14 protein-coding genes and 1 pseudogene are annotated in these 18,789 nt (G+C 70.6%); 6 read left to right on the forward strand and 9 right to left on the reverse strand.

Annotated features, from left to right (window positions below; translation table 11 throughout):
- Nucleotides 1–236: 236 nt before the first annotated feature.
- From AB0E05_RS09905 to AB0E05_RS09920, 4 genes and pseudogenes are all read left to right on the forward strand, one after another.
- Nucleotides 237–2,319, forward strand: a pseudogene (locus AB0E05_RS09905) (thioredoxin domain-containing protein).
- A 263-nt stretch (nucleotides 2,320–2,582) separates the two neighbouring features.
- Nucleotides 2,583–3,890, forward strand: a complete 1,308-nt coding sequence (locus AB0E05_RS09910; RefSeq protein ID WP_361961217.1) for a glycosyltransferase family 2 protein — start codon at nucleotides 2,583–2,585, stop codon at nucleotides 3,888–3,890.
- Nucleotides 3,887–5,635, forward strand: coding sequence for a glycosyltransferase family 39 protein (locus tag AB0E05_RS09915; protein WP_361961219.1), 1,749 nt, complete (start codon nucleotides 3,887–3,889; stop codon nucleotides 5,633–5,635). The genes AB0E05_RS09910 and AB0E05_RS09915 overlap by 4 nt, the downstream gene beginning before the upstream one ends.
- Nucleotides 5,636–5,697: 62 nt before the next feature.
- Nucleotides 5,698–8,253, forward strand: coding sequence for a galactose oxidase-like domain-containing protein (locus tag AB0E05_RS09920; protein WP_361961221.1), 2,556 nt, complete (start codon nucleotides 5,698–5,700; stop codon nucleotides 8,251–8,253).
- A gap of 69 nt (nucleotides 8,254–8,322) precedes the next feature.
- Here the strand turns inward: AB0E05_RS09920 and AB0E05_RS09925 are convergent, their stop codons facing one another.
- From AB0E05_RS09925 to AB0E05_RS09935, 3 genes are all read right to left on the reverse strand, one after another.
- Nucleotides 8,323–8,994, reverse strand: coding sequence for a TetR family transcriptional regulator (locus tag AB0E05_RS09925; RefSeq protein WP_361961223.1), 672 nt, complete (start codon nucleotides 8,992–8,994; stop codon nucleotides 8,323–8,325).
- A gap of 4 nt (nucleotides 8,995–8,998) precedes the next feature.
- Nucleotides 8,999–10,522, reverse strand: coding sequence for an MFS transporter (locus tag AB0E05_RS09930; RefSeq protein WP_361961225.1), 1,524 nt, complete (start codon nucleotides 10,520–10,522; stop codon nucleotides 8,999–9,001).
- A gap of 158 nt (nucleotides 10,523–10,680) precedes the next feature.
- A complete protein-coding gene (locus AB0E05_RS09935; protein WP_361961227.1) occupies nucleotides 10,681–11,385 on the reverse strand; it encodes a hemolysin III family protein in 705 nt (234 codons plus the stop codon).
- Nucleotides 11,386–11,647: 262 nt separating this feature from the next.
- Between AB0E05_RS09935 and AB0E05_RS09940 the strand changes: the two genes are divergently transcribed.
- The gene (locus AB0E05_RS09940; RefSeq protein WP_361961528.1) at nucleotides 11,648–13,498 is read left to right on the forward strand and encodes a phosphoenolpyruvate carboxykinase (GTP); all 1,851 of its coding nucleotides are present in this window, start codon (nucleotides 11,648–11,650) and stop codon (nucleotides 13,496–13,498) included.
- Nucleotides 13,499–13,608: 110 nt separating this feature from the next.
- Here AB0E05_RS09940 and AB0E05_RS09945 read toward each other — a convergent pair whose 3' ends face one another.
- The 5 genes from AB0E05_RS09945 to AB0E05_RS09965 all read right to left on the reverse strand — a co-directional run bounded on the left by AB0E05_RS09945 (nucleotide 13,609) and on the right by AB0E05_RS09965 (nucleotide 17,555).
- Nucleotides 13,609–13,983, reverse strand: a complete 375-nt coding sequence (locus AB0E05_RS09945; RefSeq protein WP_361961229.1) for a hypothetical protein — start codon at nucleotides 13,981–13,983, stop codon at nucleotides 13,609–13,611.
- A 94-nt stretch (nucleotides 13,984–14,077) separates the two neighbouring features.
- Nucleotides 14,078–15,289, reverse strand: a complete 1,212-nt coding sequence (locus AB0E05_RS09950) for a pyridoxal phosphate-dependent aminotransferase (protein ID WP_361961231.1) — start codon at nucleotides 15,287–15,289, stop codon at nucleotides 14,078–14,080.
- A gap of 481 nt (nucleotides 15,290–15,770) precedes the next feature.
- Nucleotides 15,771–16,004 (reverse strand): chaplin, encoded by a 234-nt coding sequence (locus tag AB0E05_RS09955; protein ID WP_361961233.1) that lies wholly within the window; start codon nucleotides 16,002–16,004, stop codon nucleotides 15,771–15,773.
- Between the two features lie 198 nt (nucleotides 16,005–16,202).
- Nucleotides 16,203–16,613: a rodlin gene (locus AB0E05_RS09960; RefSeq protein ID WP_361961235.1), complete on the reverse strand. Its 411-nt coding sequence runs from the start codon at nucleotides 16,611–16,613 to the stop codon at nucleotides 16,203–16,205.
- Nucleotides 16,614–17,153: 540 nt separating this feature from the next.
- A complete protein-coding gene (locus AB0E05_RS09965; RefSeq protein ID WP_361961237.1) occupies nucleotides 17,154–17,555 on the reverse strand; it encodes a rodlin in 402 nt (133 codons plus the stop codon).
- A 265-nt stretch (nucleotides 17,556–17,820) separates the two neighbouring features.
- On the opposite strand from AB0E05_RS09965, the gene AB0E05_RS09970 reads away from it, so the two are divergent.
- Entirely contained in the window at nucleotides 17,821–18,060 is a 240-nt protein-coding gene (locus tag AB0E05_RS09970; protein WP_361546191.1) for a chaplin, read from the forward strand.
- 186 nt (nucleotides 18,061–18,246) lie between these two features.
- On the opposite strand, the gene AB0E05_RS09975 is transcribed toward AB0E05_RS09970, so the two are convergent.
- Nucleotides 18,247–18,540 carry a hypothetical protein gene (locus tag AB0E05_RS09975; protein WP_361961240.1) on the reverse strand — a complete coding sequence of 98 codons (294 nt, stop codon included), beginning with the start codon at nucleotides 18,538–18,540 and terminating at the stop codon, nucleotides 18,247–18,249.
- Between the last annotated feature and the right edge of the window lie 249 nt (nucleotides 18,541–18,789).

An 18,789-nucleotide genomic window follows, 5' to 3' on the forward strand; every position in this document is an offset into this window, starting at 1 on the left:
GTGACCGTTTGGGCTGATTTACCAGCCCTGGCTGACTTGCAGAGCGGGCTGCCTGACACTGACGGCTACGGCCGGTCGCTGCTTGGCTTGGGGAGCGATGCTGCAGTGGCGGAGCGCCAATCGATGCTCTGAAGCTGTGCTGCTGCGAAGCGTTGGCGCAGGTCGCGAGGGGCAGATACTCGGCGTGTTGGCTGATCGGTCCGCGCGGTGGGTGGAGGGTCTGGGATACTGCGGGCATGGTGAATCGACTGGTGCACGCCCAGTCGCCGTATCTCCAGCAGCACGCCACCAATCCTGTGGACTGGTGGGAGTGGGGAGAGGAGGCGATGTCAGAAGCAGCAAGGCGGGACGTACCCATCCTCCTCTCGGTAGGGTACGCATCCTGCCATTGGTTACCGCTTCTGACGACAAATCAACTGGTGCCACGTCATGGCGCACGAGTCCTTCGAGGACGAGGTGACCGCCGCGTATCTGAACGAGCACTTCGTCGCGGTGAAGGTCGACCGCGAAGAGCGGCCGGATGTCGATGCGGTGTACATGGAGGCGGTGCAGGCGGCCACCGGGCAGGGGGGCTGGCCCATGACCGTCTTCTTGACGGCGGAGGGGGAGCCCTTCTACTTCGGGACGTACTTCCCGCCCGAGCCGCGGCACGGGATGCCCTCCTTCCGGCAGGTGCTGGAGGGGGTCGCGACGGCGTGGGCGGAGCGGCGCGAGGAGGTCGCGGAGGTCGCCGGGAAGGTCACGCGGGATCTGGCGGGGCGGTCGCTGGCGCACGGTGGGGAGGGCGTGCCGGGGGAGGACGAGTTGGCGCAGGCGCTGCTCGGGCTCGCCAGGGAGTACGACGAGCGGCACGGGGGGTTCGGGGGCGCGCCGAAGTTCCCGACGGCGATGGTGGTGGAGTTCCTGCTGCGCCACCACGCCCGCACCGGCGCCGAGGGCGCGTTGCAGATGGCCGTCGACACCTGCGAGGCGATGGCCCGCGGCGGCATCCACGACCAGCTCGGCGGGGGGTTCGCCCGCTACGCCGTCGACCGCGAGTGGGTCGTGCCGCACTTCGAGAAGATGCTGTACGACAACGCGCTGCTGTGCCGGGTGTACGCGCACCTGTGGCGCGCCACCGGGTCCGAGCTGGCCCGGCGGGTCGCCCTGGACACCGCGGACTTCATGGTGCGCGAGCTGCGCACCGCCGAGGGGGGCTTCGCCTCCGCGCTGGACGCGGACAGCCACGACGCGGAGGGGAACGCGGCCGAGGGCGCGTTCTACGTGTGGACGCCCGAGCAGTTGCGCGAGGTCCTCGGCGAGCAGGACGCGCGTCTCGCCGCGGAGGTCTACGGGGTGACGGAGGCGGGAACCTTCGAGGAGGGCGCGTCCGTCCTCCAACTGCCGCGTCGGGAGGACGTCACGGACGTCGAGAGCGCCGACGCCGAAGCCGTCGAGGACATCAGGGCGCGGCTGTTCGCGGCGCGTGAGCAGCGGCCCCGGCCGGGTCGGGACGACAAGGTCGTCGCCGCGTGGAACGGCCTGGCGATCGCCGCGCTCGCCGAGACCGGTGCGTACTTCGACCGGCCCGATCTCATCGAGCGGGCCACCGAGGCCGCCGATCTGCTGGTGCGGGTGCACATGGACAGCCATGTCCGGCTCGTCCGCACCTCCAAGGACGGCGTTCCCGGTGCGAACGCCGGTGTCCTGGAGGACTACGCGGACGTGGCCGAGGGCTTCGTCGCCCTCGCCGGCGTCACGGGCGAAGGCGTGTGGCTGGACTTCGCCGGGGTCCTGCTGGACCTGGTGATCGACCAGTTCACCGGGGAGAACGGCACCCTCTTCGACACCGCGCACGACGCCGAGCAGCTGATCCGGCGGCCCCAGGACCCGACGGACAACGCGACCCCCTCCGGCTGGAGCGCTGCCGCGGGCGCCCTATTGTCGTACGCCGCGCACACCGGCTCCGAGGCCCATCGCACCGCCGCCGAGCAGGCGCTCGGGGTGGTGAAGGCGCTCGGTCCGCGGGTGCCGCGGTTCATCGGGTGGGGGCTCGCGGTGGCGGAGGCGCTGTTGGACGGGCCGCGGGAGGTCGCCGTCGTCGGGCTGGCGGGCGACCCGGCCGCGGTGGAACTGCACCGCACCGCGCTGCTCGGTACCGCGCCGGGCGCGGTCGTGGCCGCGGGCGAGCCGGACGGCGAGGAGTTCCCGCTGCTGCGGGGGCGGCCCCTGGTGGACGGGCGGGCCGCCGCGTACGTCTGCCGGGCCTTCACCTGTCGTACGCCCACCGGCGATCCCGCCGAGCTGGCCGCACAGTTGGGGCCCGCCGCGGCGCAGTGACCGGGCGCCGGAGCCCCCTTCGCCGGTCCCGTTCGATCGTCGATGATCCATCGATGGCTGGAAACGCGCCAAAGTTCGACATCGCGTCAACGATTATCAGATGAACACCGGATTTTCACACATCGGCGATAAAGTCCCCCCATCATCGACATGGGGTAGCCGGGAGTGCACACAGGGGAGTGTGTCGACCACCCGACTGCGCCGGGCGCGTACGCCGGCAGGGGGGTCCTGACGCCGCGCGCGGGGGTTCAAGGGGGGACTTCGTGCTGTTATCGGTGTTCGTCGTGGCCATTTCCATGGCCCTGTTCTTCATGGCGGTCTTCACGCTCTGGTGGCAGATGCACGCCTGGCGCACGCCCGAGACCCTGGCCGCCACCAGCTTCGACCAGCCCGACGGCGACGTCGGACTCTCCTTCTCGCTGCTGCTCCCCGCCCGCCACGAACAGGCGGTGCTGGAGCACACCATCGAGCGGCTGCTGGAGTCCAGCCACGGCAACTACGAGATCATCGTCATCGTCGGCCACGACGATCCGGAGACCACCGCCGTCGCCGAACGGGCCGCCCGGCGCCACCCGCTGCGGGTCCGCGTCATCACCGACACCCACGAGAAGAAGAACAAGCCCAAGGCGCTCAACACCGCGCTGCCGCACTGTCGCGGCGACGTCGTCGGGGTCTTCGACGCCGAGGACCAGGTCCACCCCGAACTGCTGGCCCACGTCGACCACGCCTTCACCACCACCGGCGCCGACGTCGTCCAGGGCGGCGTGCAGCTCATCAACTTCCACTCCTCCTGGTACAGCCTGCGCAACTGCCTGGAGTACTTCTTCTGGTTCCGCAGCCGGCTCCACCTGCACGCCGAGAAGGGCTTCATCCCGCTCGGCGGCAACACCGTCTTCGTCCGCACCCGGGTGCTGCGGGACGCGGGCGGCTGGGACCCCGAGTGCCTCGCCGAGGACTGCGACCTGGGCGTGCGGCTCTCCTCCGTCGGCAAGAAGGTCGTCGTCGCGTACGACAGCGACATGGTCACCCGGGAGGAGACCCCCGACACCCTGCTGAGCCTGCTCAAGCAGCGCACCCGCTGGAACCAGGGCTTCCTCCAGGTGTACCGGAAGAAGGACTGGCGGCAACTGCCAGGCCGGGGACAGCGGTTGCTCGCCCGCTACACCCTGATGACCCCCTTCCTCCAGGCGTTCTCCGGGGTGGTCATCCCCCTGAACACCGCCGTCGCGATCTTCTTCGACGTGTCCGTGGGCGTCGCGATGGTGACCTTCCTGCCGGCGATCGCGGCCGTGGTCACCTTCATCTTCGAGGTCGTCGGACTGCACGACTTCGGCAAGCAGTACGGGCTGCGCGTCCGCTTCGTGCACTACCTCAAGCTCATCGCCGGCGGCCCCTTCTACCAGGTCCTCCTCGCGGGCGCGGCGCTGCGCGCGGTCTGGCGCGAGCAGCGCGGACGCAACGAGTGGGAGCTGACGAGCCATGTCGGCGCCCACCTCACCGACACCCGCGTCCCGGCCGGAGCCGAACTCCGCGCCGCCACCGCCGCGCTCGGAGAGGACGCCCACCGGTGACGACGACCCTGCCCACGCCCGAAGACACCACGCCAGAAGACACCACGCCCGAGGCCACGACGCCCGACGCCACCACCCCGGGCAGGAGCGCCCAGCCGGCCGCCGTCACCACGGAACCGAAGACCGTGCCGACGCAGCGCACCAGGGACACCAGCACCGGCCGCACCGAGCCCCGCCCCGTCATACGCTTCCGGTCCTCCCGCCCCGACCTGCTGATATGCCTCGGTCTCCTGACCGTGATCGTGCTCGTCCAGGGCTGGAACATCACCGGCTTCCCCGCCCTCAGCGACGACGAGGGCACGTACCTGTCCCAGGCGTGGGCGATCCAGCAGGGCGAGGGCCTGGCCCACTACACGTACTGGTACGACCATCCGCCCCTCGGCTGGATCCAGCTCGCCGGGCTCACCTACCTCCCCGCCCTCCTCGTGCCCGAAGCGATGACGGTGGCCACCATGCGCTTCGCGATGCTGCTGATCAGCGCGGTGAGCGCGGTCCTCGTCTACGTCCTGGCCCGCCGGCTCTTCCTGCCCCGGTGGGCCGCCGCCCTCGCCACGGCGCTCTTCGGACTCTCCCCGCTCTCCGTCCACTTCCAGCGGGAGATCTTCCTCGACAACATCGCCGTCATGTGGATGCTGCTGGCCTTCTGCCTGGCCGCGTCCCCCCGCCGACACCTGTGGCACCAGTTCGGCGCCGGCGTCGCGGGCGCCGTCTCCGTGCTCTCCAAGGAGACGATGCTGCTGGTCCTGCCCGCCCTGCTGCTCACGCTCTGGCGCCACAGCCACCGCGACACCCGCAAGTTCGCGGTCACGGGCGCCGTGACGTCCTGTGCGCTGATCGGTCTGATGTATCCGCTGTACGCCCTGCTCAACAACGAGTTCTTCGCCAGCCCGCACCACGTGTCGCTGATCGACGGCATCCGCTACCAACTCAGCCGCCCCGGCTCCGGATTCCTCCTCGACGTGGGCAGCGGCTCGCACAAGACGTTCGAGGCGTGGCTGTACTACGACCCGGTGCTCCCGTTCGCCGGCGCGGCGGCGGCCCTGCTCCTGCTGCTGGCGCTGCGGTGGTCGGTGACCGCGCGCGCCCTCGCCGGGCCCGCGCTCGCCGTGGCCCTGCTGACCCTGGTGGCGTTCCGACCCGACGGCTATCTGCCCGCGATGTACGTCATCCAGGCCCTGCCGTTCCTCGCCCTGGTCCTCGCGGGCGCGGCGGCGAGCGCGGTGCACGCGATCCTGCATCGGCGCCGCACCGCGCGCCCCGACGACAAGGCCGTACGCCCTCCCCGTACGCGCCGGATCGCGGTCGCCGCGCTCGCCCTCACCGCCGCCGCCCTGCTGACGCCCCGCTGGGTCGAGGGCAACCACGACGCCCTCACCCAGGACGCCAACAAGCACTACCGGGCCGCCGCCGCCTGGTTCGAGGAGCGGGTGGGCGATCCGGCGTCCACCCGGGTCCTGGTCGACGACGCGCTCTGGCTCGACCTCGTCCACGCCGGCTACGAACCCAGCGTCGGCGCGATCTGGTTCTACAAGGCCGACCTCGACCCCAAGGTGACGAAGACGATGCCGCGCGGCTGGCGCGACCTGGACTACGTCGTCTCCACGCTGACGGTCCGTCGGGACGCCCCGACCCTGCCGAACGTGCAGGCGGCGCTGGCGAACTCCGCCCCGGTCGCCGTCTTCGGCACCGGCGAGGACCGGATCGAGATCCGCCGCATCACCGGCTCCACCGCCGACACCCGCTGAGCCGAGGAAGCGCGGAAAGCCACGGAAAGCGCAGAAGCCACGGAAGCACGGAGGACCCCGCCATGCCGACAGCCGCATCCCGCCGCCGAAAATCGCTCGCGCTGCTGGCCGCCGCGGCCGTGAGCGCCGCCCTGCTCGTCTCCTCGCCCACCCCCGCCACGGCCGGGCCGAACCTGATGCGCAACCCCGGCTTCGAGACGCCGGGCGGCCCGGGCGGCGACGGCATGCCCGAGTGCTGGCAGAAGGCGGGGTGGGGCGACAACGACGTCTCCTTCGACACCGTCGCCGACGCCCGCACCGGCTCCGCCGCCATGAAGGTCACGCTCACCCGCCGCGTGAACGGCGACCGCAAGGCGCTGATCGCGGAGAACACGCTCTGCGCGCCGCGCGTCACGCCGACCCGTCAGTACGACCTGTCCCTCTGGTACAAGAGCACCACGCCCGACGCCGCCGTGACCCTCTTCCGACGCGACGCCACCGGGGGCTGGCAGTACTGGACGGACCTGATGACCCTGCCGGTCAGCCCCGGCTACGCACGGGCCGAGGTCCGCACCCCCGCCGTGCCGCCCGGTACGGACCGGATCGCCTGGGGCGTTTCGGTGTACGGGCTCGGCTCGGTCACCACCGACGACCACGCGATGGAGGAGGTCACCGTCCCGGTGCCGCAACCGGGCTGCACCGGCACCGCCGAGGAGTGCGCCAAGGGCCGTTGGGACGTGCTGCCGACCCGCAACCCGGTGCGTTCCATGCACTCGGTGGTGTTGAAGAACGGCAAGGTGCTGGTGATCGCCGGCTCCGGCAACGACCCCGCGGCCTTCGCGGCCGGCACCTTCACCTCCGCCGTGTACGACCCGGCGCACGGCACGTGGAAGCAGGTCCCGACCCCCGCCGACCTGTTCTGCGCCGGTCACGTGCAGCTCCAGGACGGCAAGGTCCTGATCATGAGCGGCAACAAGGGCTATCCGACGGCCGACGGCCGCCTCGGCTACCAGGGGCTGAAGGACAGTTACGTCTTCGACCCGGACACCGAGGCGTACGTCCGCACCAACGACATGCACGACGGGCACTGGTACCCCTCGGCGACCGTCCTCGGCAACGGCGACGTGCTCTCCTTCGGCGGACTCAAGGAGGACTCCACCGGCAACGTCACGGCCGAGCGGTTCTCCGCCGCGCAGAACCGCTGGCTGCCCATCAGCCAGGTCAACCAGACCTGGTCGTACTGGGGGCTGTACCCGTCGATGATCCTGATGCAGGACGGCCGGCTCTTCTACTCGGGCAGCCACGTCTTCGGCAACGGCACCCCGGGCACCGGCGCGTCGATCTACGACTACGACCGCAACACCATCACCGACGTCCCCGGCCTCCAGAACAAGGACGAGCGTGACCAGTCGGCGAGCGTGCTGTTGCCGCCCGCGCAGGACCAGCGGGTGCTGACCGTCGGCGGCGGCAACAACGAGCGCAACCCGGTCGCCAACCGCCTCACCGACATCATCGACCTCAAGGAGCCCAGCCCCCGCTACCGGCCGGGGCCGCTGCTGCCGCAGGGCGAGGTGGACCAGGGGCAGGGCCGCCGCCCGCAGCGGGGCGGCGAGGGCAAGATGTACGTCTCCGCCGTACTGCTGCCGGACGGGCAGGTCTTCGAGACCGGGGGCGGGCTGCACGACCGGGCCGACCCGGTGTACGAGGCGTCCATGTTCGACCCGGTGACCGACACGTACCGGCCGGACATGGCGAAGGACCCGGTGCCGCGCGGCTACCACTCGTCGTCGTTCCTGCTGCCGGACGGGCGGGTGATGTCGACGGGCGACAACCCGGGGAACAACACCTGGAACCACGAGGTGTCCGTCTACAGCCCGCCGTACCTCTTCAAGGGACCCCGGCCGCAGATCACCGCGGTGCCGGACGACCGCTGGAACCACGGCGACACCCAGCGGATCACGGTCGACCGGCCGATCGCCAAGGCCGAGCTGATCCGCCCGGCGGCGGTCACCCACTCCTCCGACCCCAACCAGCGGTTCGTCGACCTGCCGTTGACGGTGCACGGCGGCAACGCCGTCGACCTCAACGTCACCAGCAACCCGAATCTGGCGCCGCCCGGTTGGTACATGCTGTTCGCGGTCGACGCGAACGGGGTGCCGTCGGTGGCGAAGTGGGTCCACCTCGGTCCGGCCACCGGACCCGCGTCCGGGCCCACCACCGGACCCGCGTCCGGGCCCACCGCCGGACCCGCGTCCGGGCCCACCGCCGGACCCGCGACCGGGCCCGCGACCGGATCCCCGGTCCGCGCGGCGGAGCGCCACGCCCCGTCCCCTCCGGCCGCGTCCGCCCACGTCCACGACTTCGCCGACGCCTTGGCGCAGCCCGCGAAGAAGCCGCTGAAGAAGCGTTCGTCGGCGCCGGTCAGCCCCACGGTCGACGGGTGTCAACGGGCGTACGGCCCGGTCGGGGTGTGCGTGCCGGCCGCCTTCCCGAAGGCGGTGCCGGCGACGGCCGAGGCGCGCTGCGACTGGCTGGCCGAGCGCCAGTACCCACGGCTGGTGCGCAACGGTCGCAAGGACCCCTTCGGGCTGGACCGCAACAGGGACGGCATCGCCTGCGGCAAGGGGGACCGCGGCTGATGCCGAGGGGTCGGGGGCGTACGGCACCCCCGGCCCCGGCGCCTCCGGCGCCGCCTCGACGGGGGGGCGTCAGTCGTGCAGACCGTTCCTGAGCACGCCGAGCGCCTCGTCGACCAGATCCATCAGATCGTCCTCGTGGCCCCGCTCCGCCCAGACCACCAGGGCCTCGCGCAGGGCGCCCAGCACCGCCGCCGCGAAGACCCGCAGTTCGAGGTCGCCCTGGGAGCGGCCGGTGCGGTCCGCGATGGCGCGGATGAGCACCTGGGACGTCGCGGCCATGGTCTCCGTCATCCGGGCCCGCAGCGCCGGCACCTCCAGGATCAGCCGGGTCCGCAGGGCGATCTCGGCGTACGTCTCCTGCTGGGCGTGCTGCAACCCCTCCCGGACGACGTGCACCAGCGACACCAGGGGGTCCTCGCCGGCCGGCCGGCTCCGCAACTGCTCTTCCAGGTACGGATCGAACTCGTCGGTGAGGAGGATGTCCTCCTTGGTGGGGAAGTAGCGGAAGACGGTGGAGGGGGAGACCTCGGCCGCCTCCGCGATCTGCTCCACCGTCGTCGACTCGTACCCCTGCTGCGCCAGCAGTCGGTACATCGCCGCGCGGATCGCGATCCGGGTCTTGATCTTCTTCCGCTCCCGCAGCCCGAGCTGCGGCAGCGTGCGGGCGAGGCGCTCGTCCATTCCGGCCAGGGCGACCAGGTCGCTCGGGGTGCCGGCGGGGGGACGTGCGGTGGCTGCCATGCCCTCATTGTCGGGCATCGCTGCCCTCGCGATCCACGTCCGGTGCACCGGCCGGCCCGGGGCGCCCGCCGCGGGGCCCCAGGCCCCCGACCGCGAGTCCCGCCACCAGCGCGAGGACGGCACAGGCGATCAGGACCGCCGACATCCCCTGTGCGAAGGCGTCGTTCGCCGCCGAGACCAGGGAGCCGTCGCCGAGCCCCTGCGCGACCCGGTGCGCCGCCACCACGGACTCCTCGGCCCGGTCCGCGGCCGGGGTCGGCAGCGCGGAGGTGTCGAGCCGGTTCGCGTACACCGACGCCAGCAGCGAGCCGAGGACCGCGACGCCCACCGCGCCGCCGACCTGGCGGAGCGTCATCAGCAGCCCGGAGCCGGCACCCGCGCGCTCCGCGTCGAGCGCGCCGACGGCCGCGTCCATCGCGGGGACGATCGCGAAGCCGAAGCCGACCGAGAGGACGGAGAGCCAGACCGCGGTCGTGCCGTAGCCGTCGTCGGCGCCGGTGGTGCTGCCGAGGAAGGCGGCGAAGGAGAGCACCACGAGCCCGCAGGACATCACCGCGTGCGGCCCGAACCGCCGCACCAGCGGGCCGGTGACCCGGGCCGCGAGCACCAGCCCGGCCATCATCGGCAGCAGCCGCACGCCGGTGCCCAGCGTGTCGTACCCGAGCACGGTCTGGAGGTGCTGGGGGAGGACGAAGAGCATTCCGGCCATGATCAGCGTCACCAGCGTGGCGGTGAGCGCGGGCAGCAGGAAACCGCGGTTCGCCAGCAGCGTCAGGTCCAGCAGCGGGCGGACGGCCCGGCGCTCGCGGAGCACCAGCGCGGTCAGCAGGACGACGCCCAGCACGAACGCCCCGATGACCAGCGGGTCCGCCCAGCCCCGCACGGGCGCCTCGATGACGCCGAAGATCAGCGTGCCGAGCCCGCCGACGGTGAGCGCCGCGGTGACCGCGTCCACCCGGGGCGCGCTCGGGTCGCGGGACTCCGGCAGCAGCAGGCAGGCGGCCATCCCGATGACCACCATCGGCACGTTCAGCAGGAAGATCGAGCCCCACCAGAAGTGCTCCAGGAGCCAGCCGCCGATGATCGGGCCGAGCGGCATGCCGGCCGCCGCGGCGGCGGAGACCCCGCCCACGGCCTTGGTGCGCTCCGCCCGCTCGGGGAACAGGGACGGGAGCACGGACAGGGCGAGCGGCATGATCAGCGCGCCGCCGACGCCCATCACCGCCCGGGCCGCGATCACGGTGGGCACGTCGTCGGCGACGGCCCCGAGCAGCGAGCCGGCGGCGAAGACGCCGAGGCCGGCGAGGAGCATCCGGCGGCGGCCGAAGCGGTCGCCGACCAGTCCGGCCGGCAGCATCAGCGCGGCGAACACCACGATGTACGCGTCCGCCGTCCACTGCTGCTCGCCGGTGGACGCGTCCAACTCGGCGGCCATGGTCGGCAGGGCGACGTTGAGGATCGTCAGATCGAAGCCGATGACCAGCATGCACATCACCAGTGCACCCAGGGCCCACCAACGACGGGTCACGGCACTCACCCCCAGAAGCGATAGACAGCGTTAAATGACAGTAGCTCTCAAACAAGTTCATCTGTCAATCGAACGCGTGACGCGGGCCGTCCGGTTCCGGACGCGCGAAGGCCGCGGCGCGCCGGGCGCCACGGCCTTGGAGGAGGGGAGGGGGAGCGTCAGTTCTGGTATGCGACCAGGGAGATCCCGACGTAGTGGACGACGAATGCCGCCAGCGTGAAGGAGTGGAAGACCTCGTGGAAGCCGAACCAGCGCGGCGAGGGGTTCGGCCGCTTGAAGCCGTACACCACCCCGCCCATGCTGTAGAGGACCCCGCCGACGATCACCAGCACCAGCACCGCGATCCCGCCCGCGTGCATGAAGTCGGGGAGGAAGAAGACGGCGGCCCAGCCCATCGCGATGTAGCAGGGCGTGTAGAGCCAGCGCGGCGCCCCGACCCAGAAGACCCGGAAGGCGATGCCGGCCGCGGCGGCGGCCCACACCGCCCACAGCAGCGGCCGAGCGGTGGAATCGGGGAGCAGGAGCATCGTCAGCGGGGTATAGGTGCCCGCGATGATCAGGAAGATGTTGGCGTGGTCCAGCCGTCTCAGTACGGCCTCGCAGCGCGGGCTCCAGTTGCCGCGGTGGTAGAGCGCGCTCACTCCGAAGAGCAGGCAGGCGGTCAGCACGTAGATGGCGCAGGCCACCCGTGCCTCGGTCGAGCCGGCGAGCGCGGTGAGGACGAGCCCGGCGACCAGGACCGCGGGGAACATCGCGGCGTGCAGCCAGCCGCGCAGCCGCGGCTTGGCCGGGAGGGGCGGGAGGGAGGGGACGGCGGTGGCGGGATTCGCGGCGGGTTCTGCGGGCGCGGCGGGCGACGTCATGCCTGGATGGTAGCCACGCCGGGGTGTCCCGGGCACCGTCGGTCGGTGGCCGGGATGCGCCCCCGGCGCACGTGTCACTGCCGCACCCCGAGTGGTGATGCTCACGTGAGTGGCCCCCTGGACATATGCGCACCGCCCACGGATGATCAGATGAGTGCGGTCGGCACCGGATGAGCGCTCGCGTGGCATCCGGGTCGCAGCCCCCACGGGGCAGTCAGTGGAACAAGACCCTCATTTAGGAGCGATCGTGGCTCGCGACGCTGTGCTCTCCGGCGGCTCTACCCCCAGCCCCGGGGACGCCCCCAGCACCCTGCCCACCACCCACCGGGAGCTGATCTCCTGGGTCGACGAGATCGCCGCGATCACCCAGCCCGACCGCGTCGTGTGGTGCGACGGTTCCGAGGCGGAGTACGAGCGGCTGTGCGAGGAGCTCGTCGCGAAGGGCACCTTCACCCAGCTGGACCCGGTCAAGCGGCCGAACTCGTACTACGCCGCCTCCGACCCGACCGACGTCGCCCGCGTCGAGGACCGCACCTTCATCTGCTCCGAGAAGGAGGAGGACGCCGGCCCCACGAACCACTGGAAGGCACCCGCGGAGATGAAGGAGGTCTTCGCCGGCGAGCAGGGCGTCTTCCGCGGCTCGATGCGCGGCCGGACGATGTACGTCGTCCCCTTCTGCATGGGCCCGCTCGGCTCCCCGCTCTCCGCCATCGGCGTCGAGATCACCGACTCCGCGTACGTCGCGGTCTCCATGCGCACCATGACCCGCATGGGCCGGCCCGTCCTCGACGAACTCGGCTCCGACGGCTTCTTCGTCAAGGCCGTCCACACCCTCGGCGCCCCGCTCGCCGAGGGCGAGGCCGACGTCCCCTGGCCGTGCAACTCCACGAAGTACATCTCGCACTTCCCGGAGACCCGCGAGATCTGGTCGTACGGCTCCGGCTACGGCGGCAACGCCCTGCTCGGCAAGAAGTGCTACGCGCTGCGCATCGCCTCCGTCATGGCCCGCGACGAGGGCTGGCTCGCCGAGCACATGCTGATCCTCAAGCTCACCCCGCCGCACGGCGAGGCCGAGTCGCCCAAGTACATCGCCGCGGCCTTCCCGTCCGCCTGCGGCAAGACCAACCTCGCCATGCTGGAGCCCACGATCCCCGGCTGGACCGTGGAGACCATCGGCGACGACATCGCCTGGATGCGGTTCGGCGAGGACGGCCAGCTGTACGCGATCAACCCCGAGGCCGGCTTCTTCGGCGTCGCGCCCGGCACCGGCGAGCACACCAACGCCAACGCCATGAAGACCCTGTGGGGCAACGCCGTCTTCACCAACGTCGCGCTCACCGACGACCGGGACGTCTGGTGGGAGGGCATGACGGAGGAGACCCCGGCGCATCTGACGGACTGGCGGGGCGACGACTGGACGCCGGACAGCACCACCCCGGCCGCCCACCCGAACGCCCGCTTCACCGTCCCCGCGGCCCAGTGTCCGACGGTCGCCCCGGAGTGGGAGGACCCCAAGGGCGTGCCGATCTCGGCGATCCTCTTCGGCGGTCGGCGCGCCTCCGCGGTCCCGCTGGTCACCGAGTCCTTCAGCTGGCAGCACGGCGTCTTCCTGGGCGCGAACGTCGCCTCCGAGAAGACCGCTGCCGCCGAGGGCAAGGTGGGCGAGCTGCGCCGCGACCCGTTCGCGATGCTGCCCTTCTGCGGCTACAACATGGGCGACTACATGGCCCACTGGATCAAGGTCGGCGCGAGCGCGGACCCGGCGAAGCTGCCGAAGATCTACTACGTGAACTGGTTCCGCAAGAACGACCAGGGGAAGTTCGTCTGGCCCGGCTTCGGCGAGAACAGCCGCGTGCTGAAGTGGATCGTGCAGCGCCTCGACGGCCGCGCCGAGGGCGTCAAGACGCCGATCGGCGTCCTGCCGACGCCGGAGTCCCTGGACACCGATGGCCTGGAGCTGTCGGCGGAGGACCTGGACTTCCTGCTCTCGGTCGACCCCGAGGTCTGGCGCGAGGAGGTGGCCCTGGTCCCCGAGCACCTGAACACCTTCGGCGACCACACCCCCAAGGAGCTGTGGGACGAGTACCGCGCCCTGGTGGCCCGCCTCGGCTGACCCGCGCAGCCCCGTGACCCGGCCCCCGCAGCTGCCCTCACGGCTGCGGGGGTCGTTCGTGCGTGGGCCCTGGGGACGACTGCGGGATCAGTCGGCCTGAGCCCGCACCCCTACGCCGCCTCCATGACCGCGTGCGCGTCGACGCGCTCCGCAGCCAAGATCGCCACACCGGTGTCCGCCCGCGACGCGGCGACGACCAGCGCCCGCCCGGCCAGCGCGTGCGCCCTGCGGTGCAGCGCGGCTGCTCCGGTGCGGGCCGCACTGCTCAGCGCCGCGTGGCGCACCGGCACAGCTCCCCGCAGCCGCGCGACCTCGCGCGCGATGCGGTCGCCCGCCTCCGCCAGCCCCAGCTCGTCCGTGACGGCCAACAGTGCGGAGAGGTGTCCGGCGAGCTGGATGTCCAGCTCCTCCTCGCGCGAGCGGTGCGGATACCCCGCGGTGTCGGCCATCGTGTGGACCGACTTGGTACGGATCGGCTCGTACATGGGTGATGGCCTCCTGCCCACAGTCACCACAGTGATAGTCAGGAGGCCATCTTACCTTGGATTCAGTCTAAAGTTCGCTCCGGTCGGAAATTCGTCAGTGCTGCCCGTACCCGTCCAGGAAGTTCCCGATCCGCGTCACCGCGTCCGCCAGGTCCTGTACCGCCGGCAGCGTCACGAGCCGGAAGTGGTCGGGCTCGGGCCAGTTGAACCCGGTGCCGTGCACCACCATGATCTTCTCGGCCCGCAGCAGGTCGAGCACCATCTGCCGGTCGTCCTTGATCTTGTAGACCGTGGGGTCCAGCCGCGGGAAGAGGTACAGCGCCCCCTTGGGCTTCACGCAGGTGACCCCGGGGATCTGCGTCAGCAGGTCGTACGCCACGTCCCGCTGCTCCAGGATCCGCCCGCCGGGCAGCACCAGGTCCTCGATGGACTGCCGCCCGCCGAGCGCGGTGGCCACCGCGTGCTGCGAGGGCATGTTGGCGCACAGCCGCATGTTGGCCAGGATCGTCAGGCCCTCGATGTAGGAGGACGCCTGTGCCTTGGGGCCGCAGACCGCCAGCCACCCGGAGCGGTACCCCGCCACCCGGTAGTTCTTGGACAGCCCGTTGAAGGTGAGGACGAGCAGGTCGGGGGCGATCGCGGCGGTGGGGGTGTGGGTGGCGTCGTCGTAGAGGATCTTGTCGTAGATCTCGTCGGAGCAGACGACCAGCCGGTGGCGGCGGGCGATCTCGGTGAGCCCGCGCAGCATCTCCTCGTCGTACACCGCACCCGTGGGGTTGTTCGGGTTGATGATCACGATCGCCTTGGTGCGGTCGGTGATCTTCCGCTCGATGTCGGCGAGGTCGGGCATCCAGTCGGACTGCTCGTCGCAGCGGTAGTGCACCGCGGTGCCCCCGGCCAGCGACACCGACGCCGTCCACAGCGGATAGTCGGGCGCGGGCACCAGCACCTCGTCGCCGTCGTCGAGCAGCGCCTGCATCGACATCTGGATCAGCTCGGAGACGCCGTTGCCCAGGTAGACGTCCTCGACGTCCAGGTGGACGCCCTTGGTCTGGTAGTGCTGCATCACCGCGCGGCGCGCCGACAGCAGGCCCTTCGCGTCGCCGTAGCCGTGTGCGTCGCCCAGGTTGCGGAGGATGTCCTCCAGGATCTCCGGCGGGCACTCGAAGCCGAATGCGGCCGGGTTGCCGGTGTTCAGCTTGAGGATGCGGTGGCCTGCCGCCTCCAGCCGCATCGCCTCCTCCAGCACCGGACCGCGGATCTCGTAACAGACATTGGCGAGCTTCGTCGACTGGATCACCTGCATGAGCGTGAGCTTACGGCCGGCCCCGCCCGATCGCGGCGTGTTTTTGACCACGATGTGCTGCACCCGGCGGTCGGGGCCGCCACGGCACCGCCCCGACCGCCGGGGAGGGGCGGCGGGGCGGCTGCCGTGCTCAGCGCGCCGTCAGGGCGCCGGCCCGGGCGCAGGCGTTCCCGGACCGGCCCCGGCGTCCGCACGTCGCACGCCTTCGCACCGGGGACGTGAGCAGTCGTCCGGGCGGATGATCATGGGCATGACACCCTCGCACGGCGATGTCCGTGCTTTTCCATCTGCCGGCGAAGGGCTGGACAGCTGAAAGCGTAAATACGTCCCCGTGAGCGTGCCAGTGGCACCGGCGGACTACTCCGCAGTATGAGAGGAATTGGCGAAAAACAGGTCCCGAGGTGCTCTGTTGCGGCACCTCGGGACCCATTTGCCCACCGACGAGATGTCGGCAGTTCTCATGCTCTCATGAGAACCGGCGTCAGCCGTTCGCGCAGACGTTGCCCGCGGTCGGGTTCAGCAGCGCGAGGATGTTCACGGTGTTGCCGCAGACGTTGATGGGCACGTGGATCGGGACCTGGACCACATTGCCGGAGAGTACGCCGGGCGAGTTGACGGCAGCCCCGTTCGCGGTCGAGTCGGCGAGGGCGGGAGCGGCGGACCCCAGCGCCAGCAGGACACCGGCGACGACGGCGGCAGCCTTCTTGTGCTTCATTCAATCGATCCTTTCGGCGGAGGTGCAGACCTAGCAACGTCTGGGTTCCCGTCGGGAAACCCGCATAGCGCGACGCCGGGAAAAGTCACTCGTATTTGCGAATGCCGCGGCGTGTCGCGCGCGCTGTGCGACATCCCGTGAAAAAGGGGGTGCCCCCGAGCGCGGTGCGCTCGGGGGCACGGGTCACGGAGCTGCGGCTCAGTTGTTGCCGGCGCCGTTGCCCGAGAGGATCGGGATGTTGCTGAGGATGTGCGACAGCGGCTCGTCGCCCTTGGCCTGGGTCGAGTTCTCGGTGCACTGCTGGTTCTGCGGGGCCGACAGGATCGGGACGTCCTGGACGGCGATCGGCACGACGCCGATCAGCGAACCGGCGTTGACCTTGGCGGGCAGGCCGATGCAGGGCTTGTTCAGCGAACCCTGGATGAGCGCCATCTGCGGGCTCATGTCGCCGTGCGTGGCGGCGTTGCCGTAGTTCTGCGTGGCACCGTTGCCGCTGAAGGACGTGGTGCCCGTGTCGTTGCCGATGGCCATGGCCGGGGCGGCCATCGTGGCGCCGGCGCCCACCATCGAAGCGGTGACCGCAGCGGTAGCCAGAATCTTCTTGATCACGTGATGCTTCCTTTTCGCTATGAACGATCGATCGTGGAGCAGACTGATCAACTGCCCCCGATCTGATTGGTTCCGCCCGTTCACCCGAAAGCCGCAAACGCGGCCACATGGTCGACGGAAGGATTATCGGAAGGGATCGCCGATGTGCGGGCCCCCGCTCCGATGCAGCGGACCGCGACTCGCACCCGGGCGCGCCATGCCAAGCTGGAAGCACGACTGCCCCACGACGCAATGCGCCGCCGGCTGGAGGCGTGCGCCCGGAGGACTCCGAAGCGCGGTCCGCGGCGTTATTCAAGCACCTCGGACAGCCCCATCAAGCACTCCGTTCACCCATCTGCCGGATGAATTTTCCGCGAGTGAATCCCATCGAAATGATGAAGCATTTGGGTCAACTGTTTTCGAGGAATCGATTCTGCGGTGGCGGGTCCCGACGACCTGTGGCACGGGGGTTCTTCTTCGGCTGTGCGGCGGAAACGCGAACCCCGGCACCAGGCGGGTGCCGGGGTTCGTACGGCGCTTGTTCGTGCCGCGGACGTGCCGTCAGCGGTTGGCGACGCCGTTGCCCGAGAGCACCGGGATGTTGCTGAGGATGTGCGACAGCGGCTCGTCGCCCTTGGCCTGGGTCGAGTTCTCGGTGCACTGCTGGTTCTGCGGGGCCGACAGGATCGGGACGTCCTGGACGGCGATCGGCACGATGCCGATGAGGGAGCCGACGTTGGCCTTGGCGGGCAGGCCGACGCAGAGCTTGTTCAGCGACCCCTGGACGAGGGACATCTGCGGGCTCATGTCGCCGTAGGTCTCGGCGTTGCCGTAGTTCTGCGACGAGTTGTTGCCGCTGACGGACGTCGTGCCCTGGTGGTCGCCGATGGCCATAGCCTGCGCCGCGCCCACGCCGACCACGGTGAGCGAGACCGCCGCAGTCGCCATAACCTTCTTCAGCATGTTCAGTCCTTCGGTGTCGTGGATGCCCACTAGCGGAGCGCCCTGACAACAGGACCCCCGGAAGTTTGGTTCTCCCGGTTCACTCCAATGGCGGCGCGCGGCCGGCCCGGGGCCCGTGGGGGCGGGGTGGCCGGTGGGGACGTTGGGCCGAACGGGGGTCACCCGTCACCTCACCCGTGTCCCCGTCACCTGTCGCCCGTTTCGACATGTGTGAGCCCTCACGCAGGGCAGAACGCAGAACATCGAACAGAAGGTGCTATTTCTCATGAAGACTGCCAAGAAGGTCGCCGTGGTGCTCGCCACCGCCGGTATTGCCGCTGGTGCCGCTTCCGGTTCCGCGTTCGCCAGCAGCGATGCGAACGGTGCCGCCGCCAACTCCCCGGGCGTCCTGTCCGGCAACGTTGTGCAGGTCCCGGTGCACGTGCCGGTGAACGTGTGCGGCAACTCCATCAACGTCATCGGGCTGCTGAACCCGGCGTTCGGTAACACCTGCGTGAACGGCTGACGTTCCCACGCGTCACATTGCACGTCACAGTGAGGGTGGCGTCCCGGTCCGACCGGGGCGCCACCCTTCGCGTTGCCCCCGCGCCGGCGGGCGCGCACGCTGGACGCGGCGGAGGGGCGCGGCCCGCCGAAGCGCCGCGCCCCTCCGTCCACCCGACCCGGTCGGGTGCGTCGAGCCGTACCCCGGTCAGCCGCCGACCGAGATGCCGCCGAGCATCGGGGTGAGCTGCCCGGCGGTCTTCAGGACGCGCTCGGGGGCCTGCCCCTTGATGCTGTTCAGCTCGAACGCCGTGTCGGCCGCGTCCTTCACCACGTTGCCGCTGCCGCCGTTCAGCAGCGGGGTCTCGTTGACGACGTGCGCCAGGCCGCCGTTGAGGCTCATGGGAGGCATGGCCGACGGCGCCGCGGCCATCGCGGGCGACGCCGCACCGACCGCCGCCACCGAACCGGCGATGACCGCGGCGACCCTGGAGTACTTCATTCTTCTGATCCCTTCCTCCGGCGGCGGTTCTCGCCGTCGTCGCCCTGGACAACGACGCGCACGCCCAGGGGTTATCACACGTCGTGGCCGGAGCGGAAATCCCATAACGAGCGTGCCGGGAAAAGGATGTGCGGGATCATCCGAAGGTTTATTCCTGCAACTCTTACGCGTTCTTCAGATGGCGGCACGGGCGCGTCCGACGTGATGACCACCCGGTCGCCATGTCAAAGTGCACTCCTGTTTTTGTCA

The sequence above is a fragment of the Streptomyces sp. NPDC048057 genome, assembly GCF_040653095.1.
Lineage (GTDB): Bacteria > Actinomycetota > Actinomycetes > Streptomycetales > Streptomycetaceae > Streptomyces.

What these genes read in the sequence shown, in the direction of transcription:
- AB0E05_RS09970 (WP_361546191.1), top strand. Translation starts at nt 17,821, where the DNA reads ATGAAGACTGCCAAGAAGGTCGCCGTGGTGCTCGCCACCGCCGGTATT.
- AB0E05_RS09975 (WP_361961240.1), bottom strand. Translation starts at nt 18,540, where the DNA reads ATGAAGTACTCCAGGGTCGCCGCGGTCATCGCCGGTTCGGTGGCGGCG.
- AB0E05_RS09925 (WP_361961223.1), bottom strand. Translation starts at nt 8,994, where the DNA reads ATGGCAGCCACCGCACGTCCCCCCGCCGGCACCCCGAGCGACCTGGTC.
- AB0E05_RS09920 (WP_361961221.1), top strand. Translation starts at nt 5,698, where the DNA reads ATGCCGACAGCCGCATCCCGCCGCCGAAAATCGCTCGCGCTGCTGGCC.
- AB0E05_RS09950 (WP_361961231.1), bottom strand. Translation starts at nt 15,289, where the DNA reads ATGCAGGTGATCCAGTCGACGAAGCTCGCCAATGTCTGTTACGAGATC.
- AB0E05_RS09935 (WP_361961227.1), bottom strand. Translation starts at nt 11,385, where the DNA reads ATGACGTCGCCCGCCGCGCCCGCAGAACCCGCCGCGAATCCCGCCACC.
- AB0E05_RS09945 (WP_361961229.1), bottom strand. Translation starts at nt 13,983, where the DNA reads ATGTACGAGCCGATCCGTACCAAGTCGGTCCACACGATGGCCGACACC.
- AB0E05_RS09965 (WP_361961237.1), bottom strand. Translation starts at nt 17,555, where the DNA reads ATGCTGAAGAAGGTTATGGCGACTGCGGCGGTCTCGCTCACCGTGGTC.
- AB0E05_RS09955 (WP_361961233.1), bottom strand. Translation starts at nt 16,004, where the DNA reads ATGAAGCACAAGAAGGCTGCCGCCGTCGTCGCCGGTGTCCTGCTGGCG.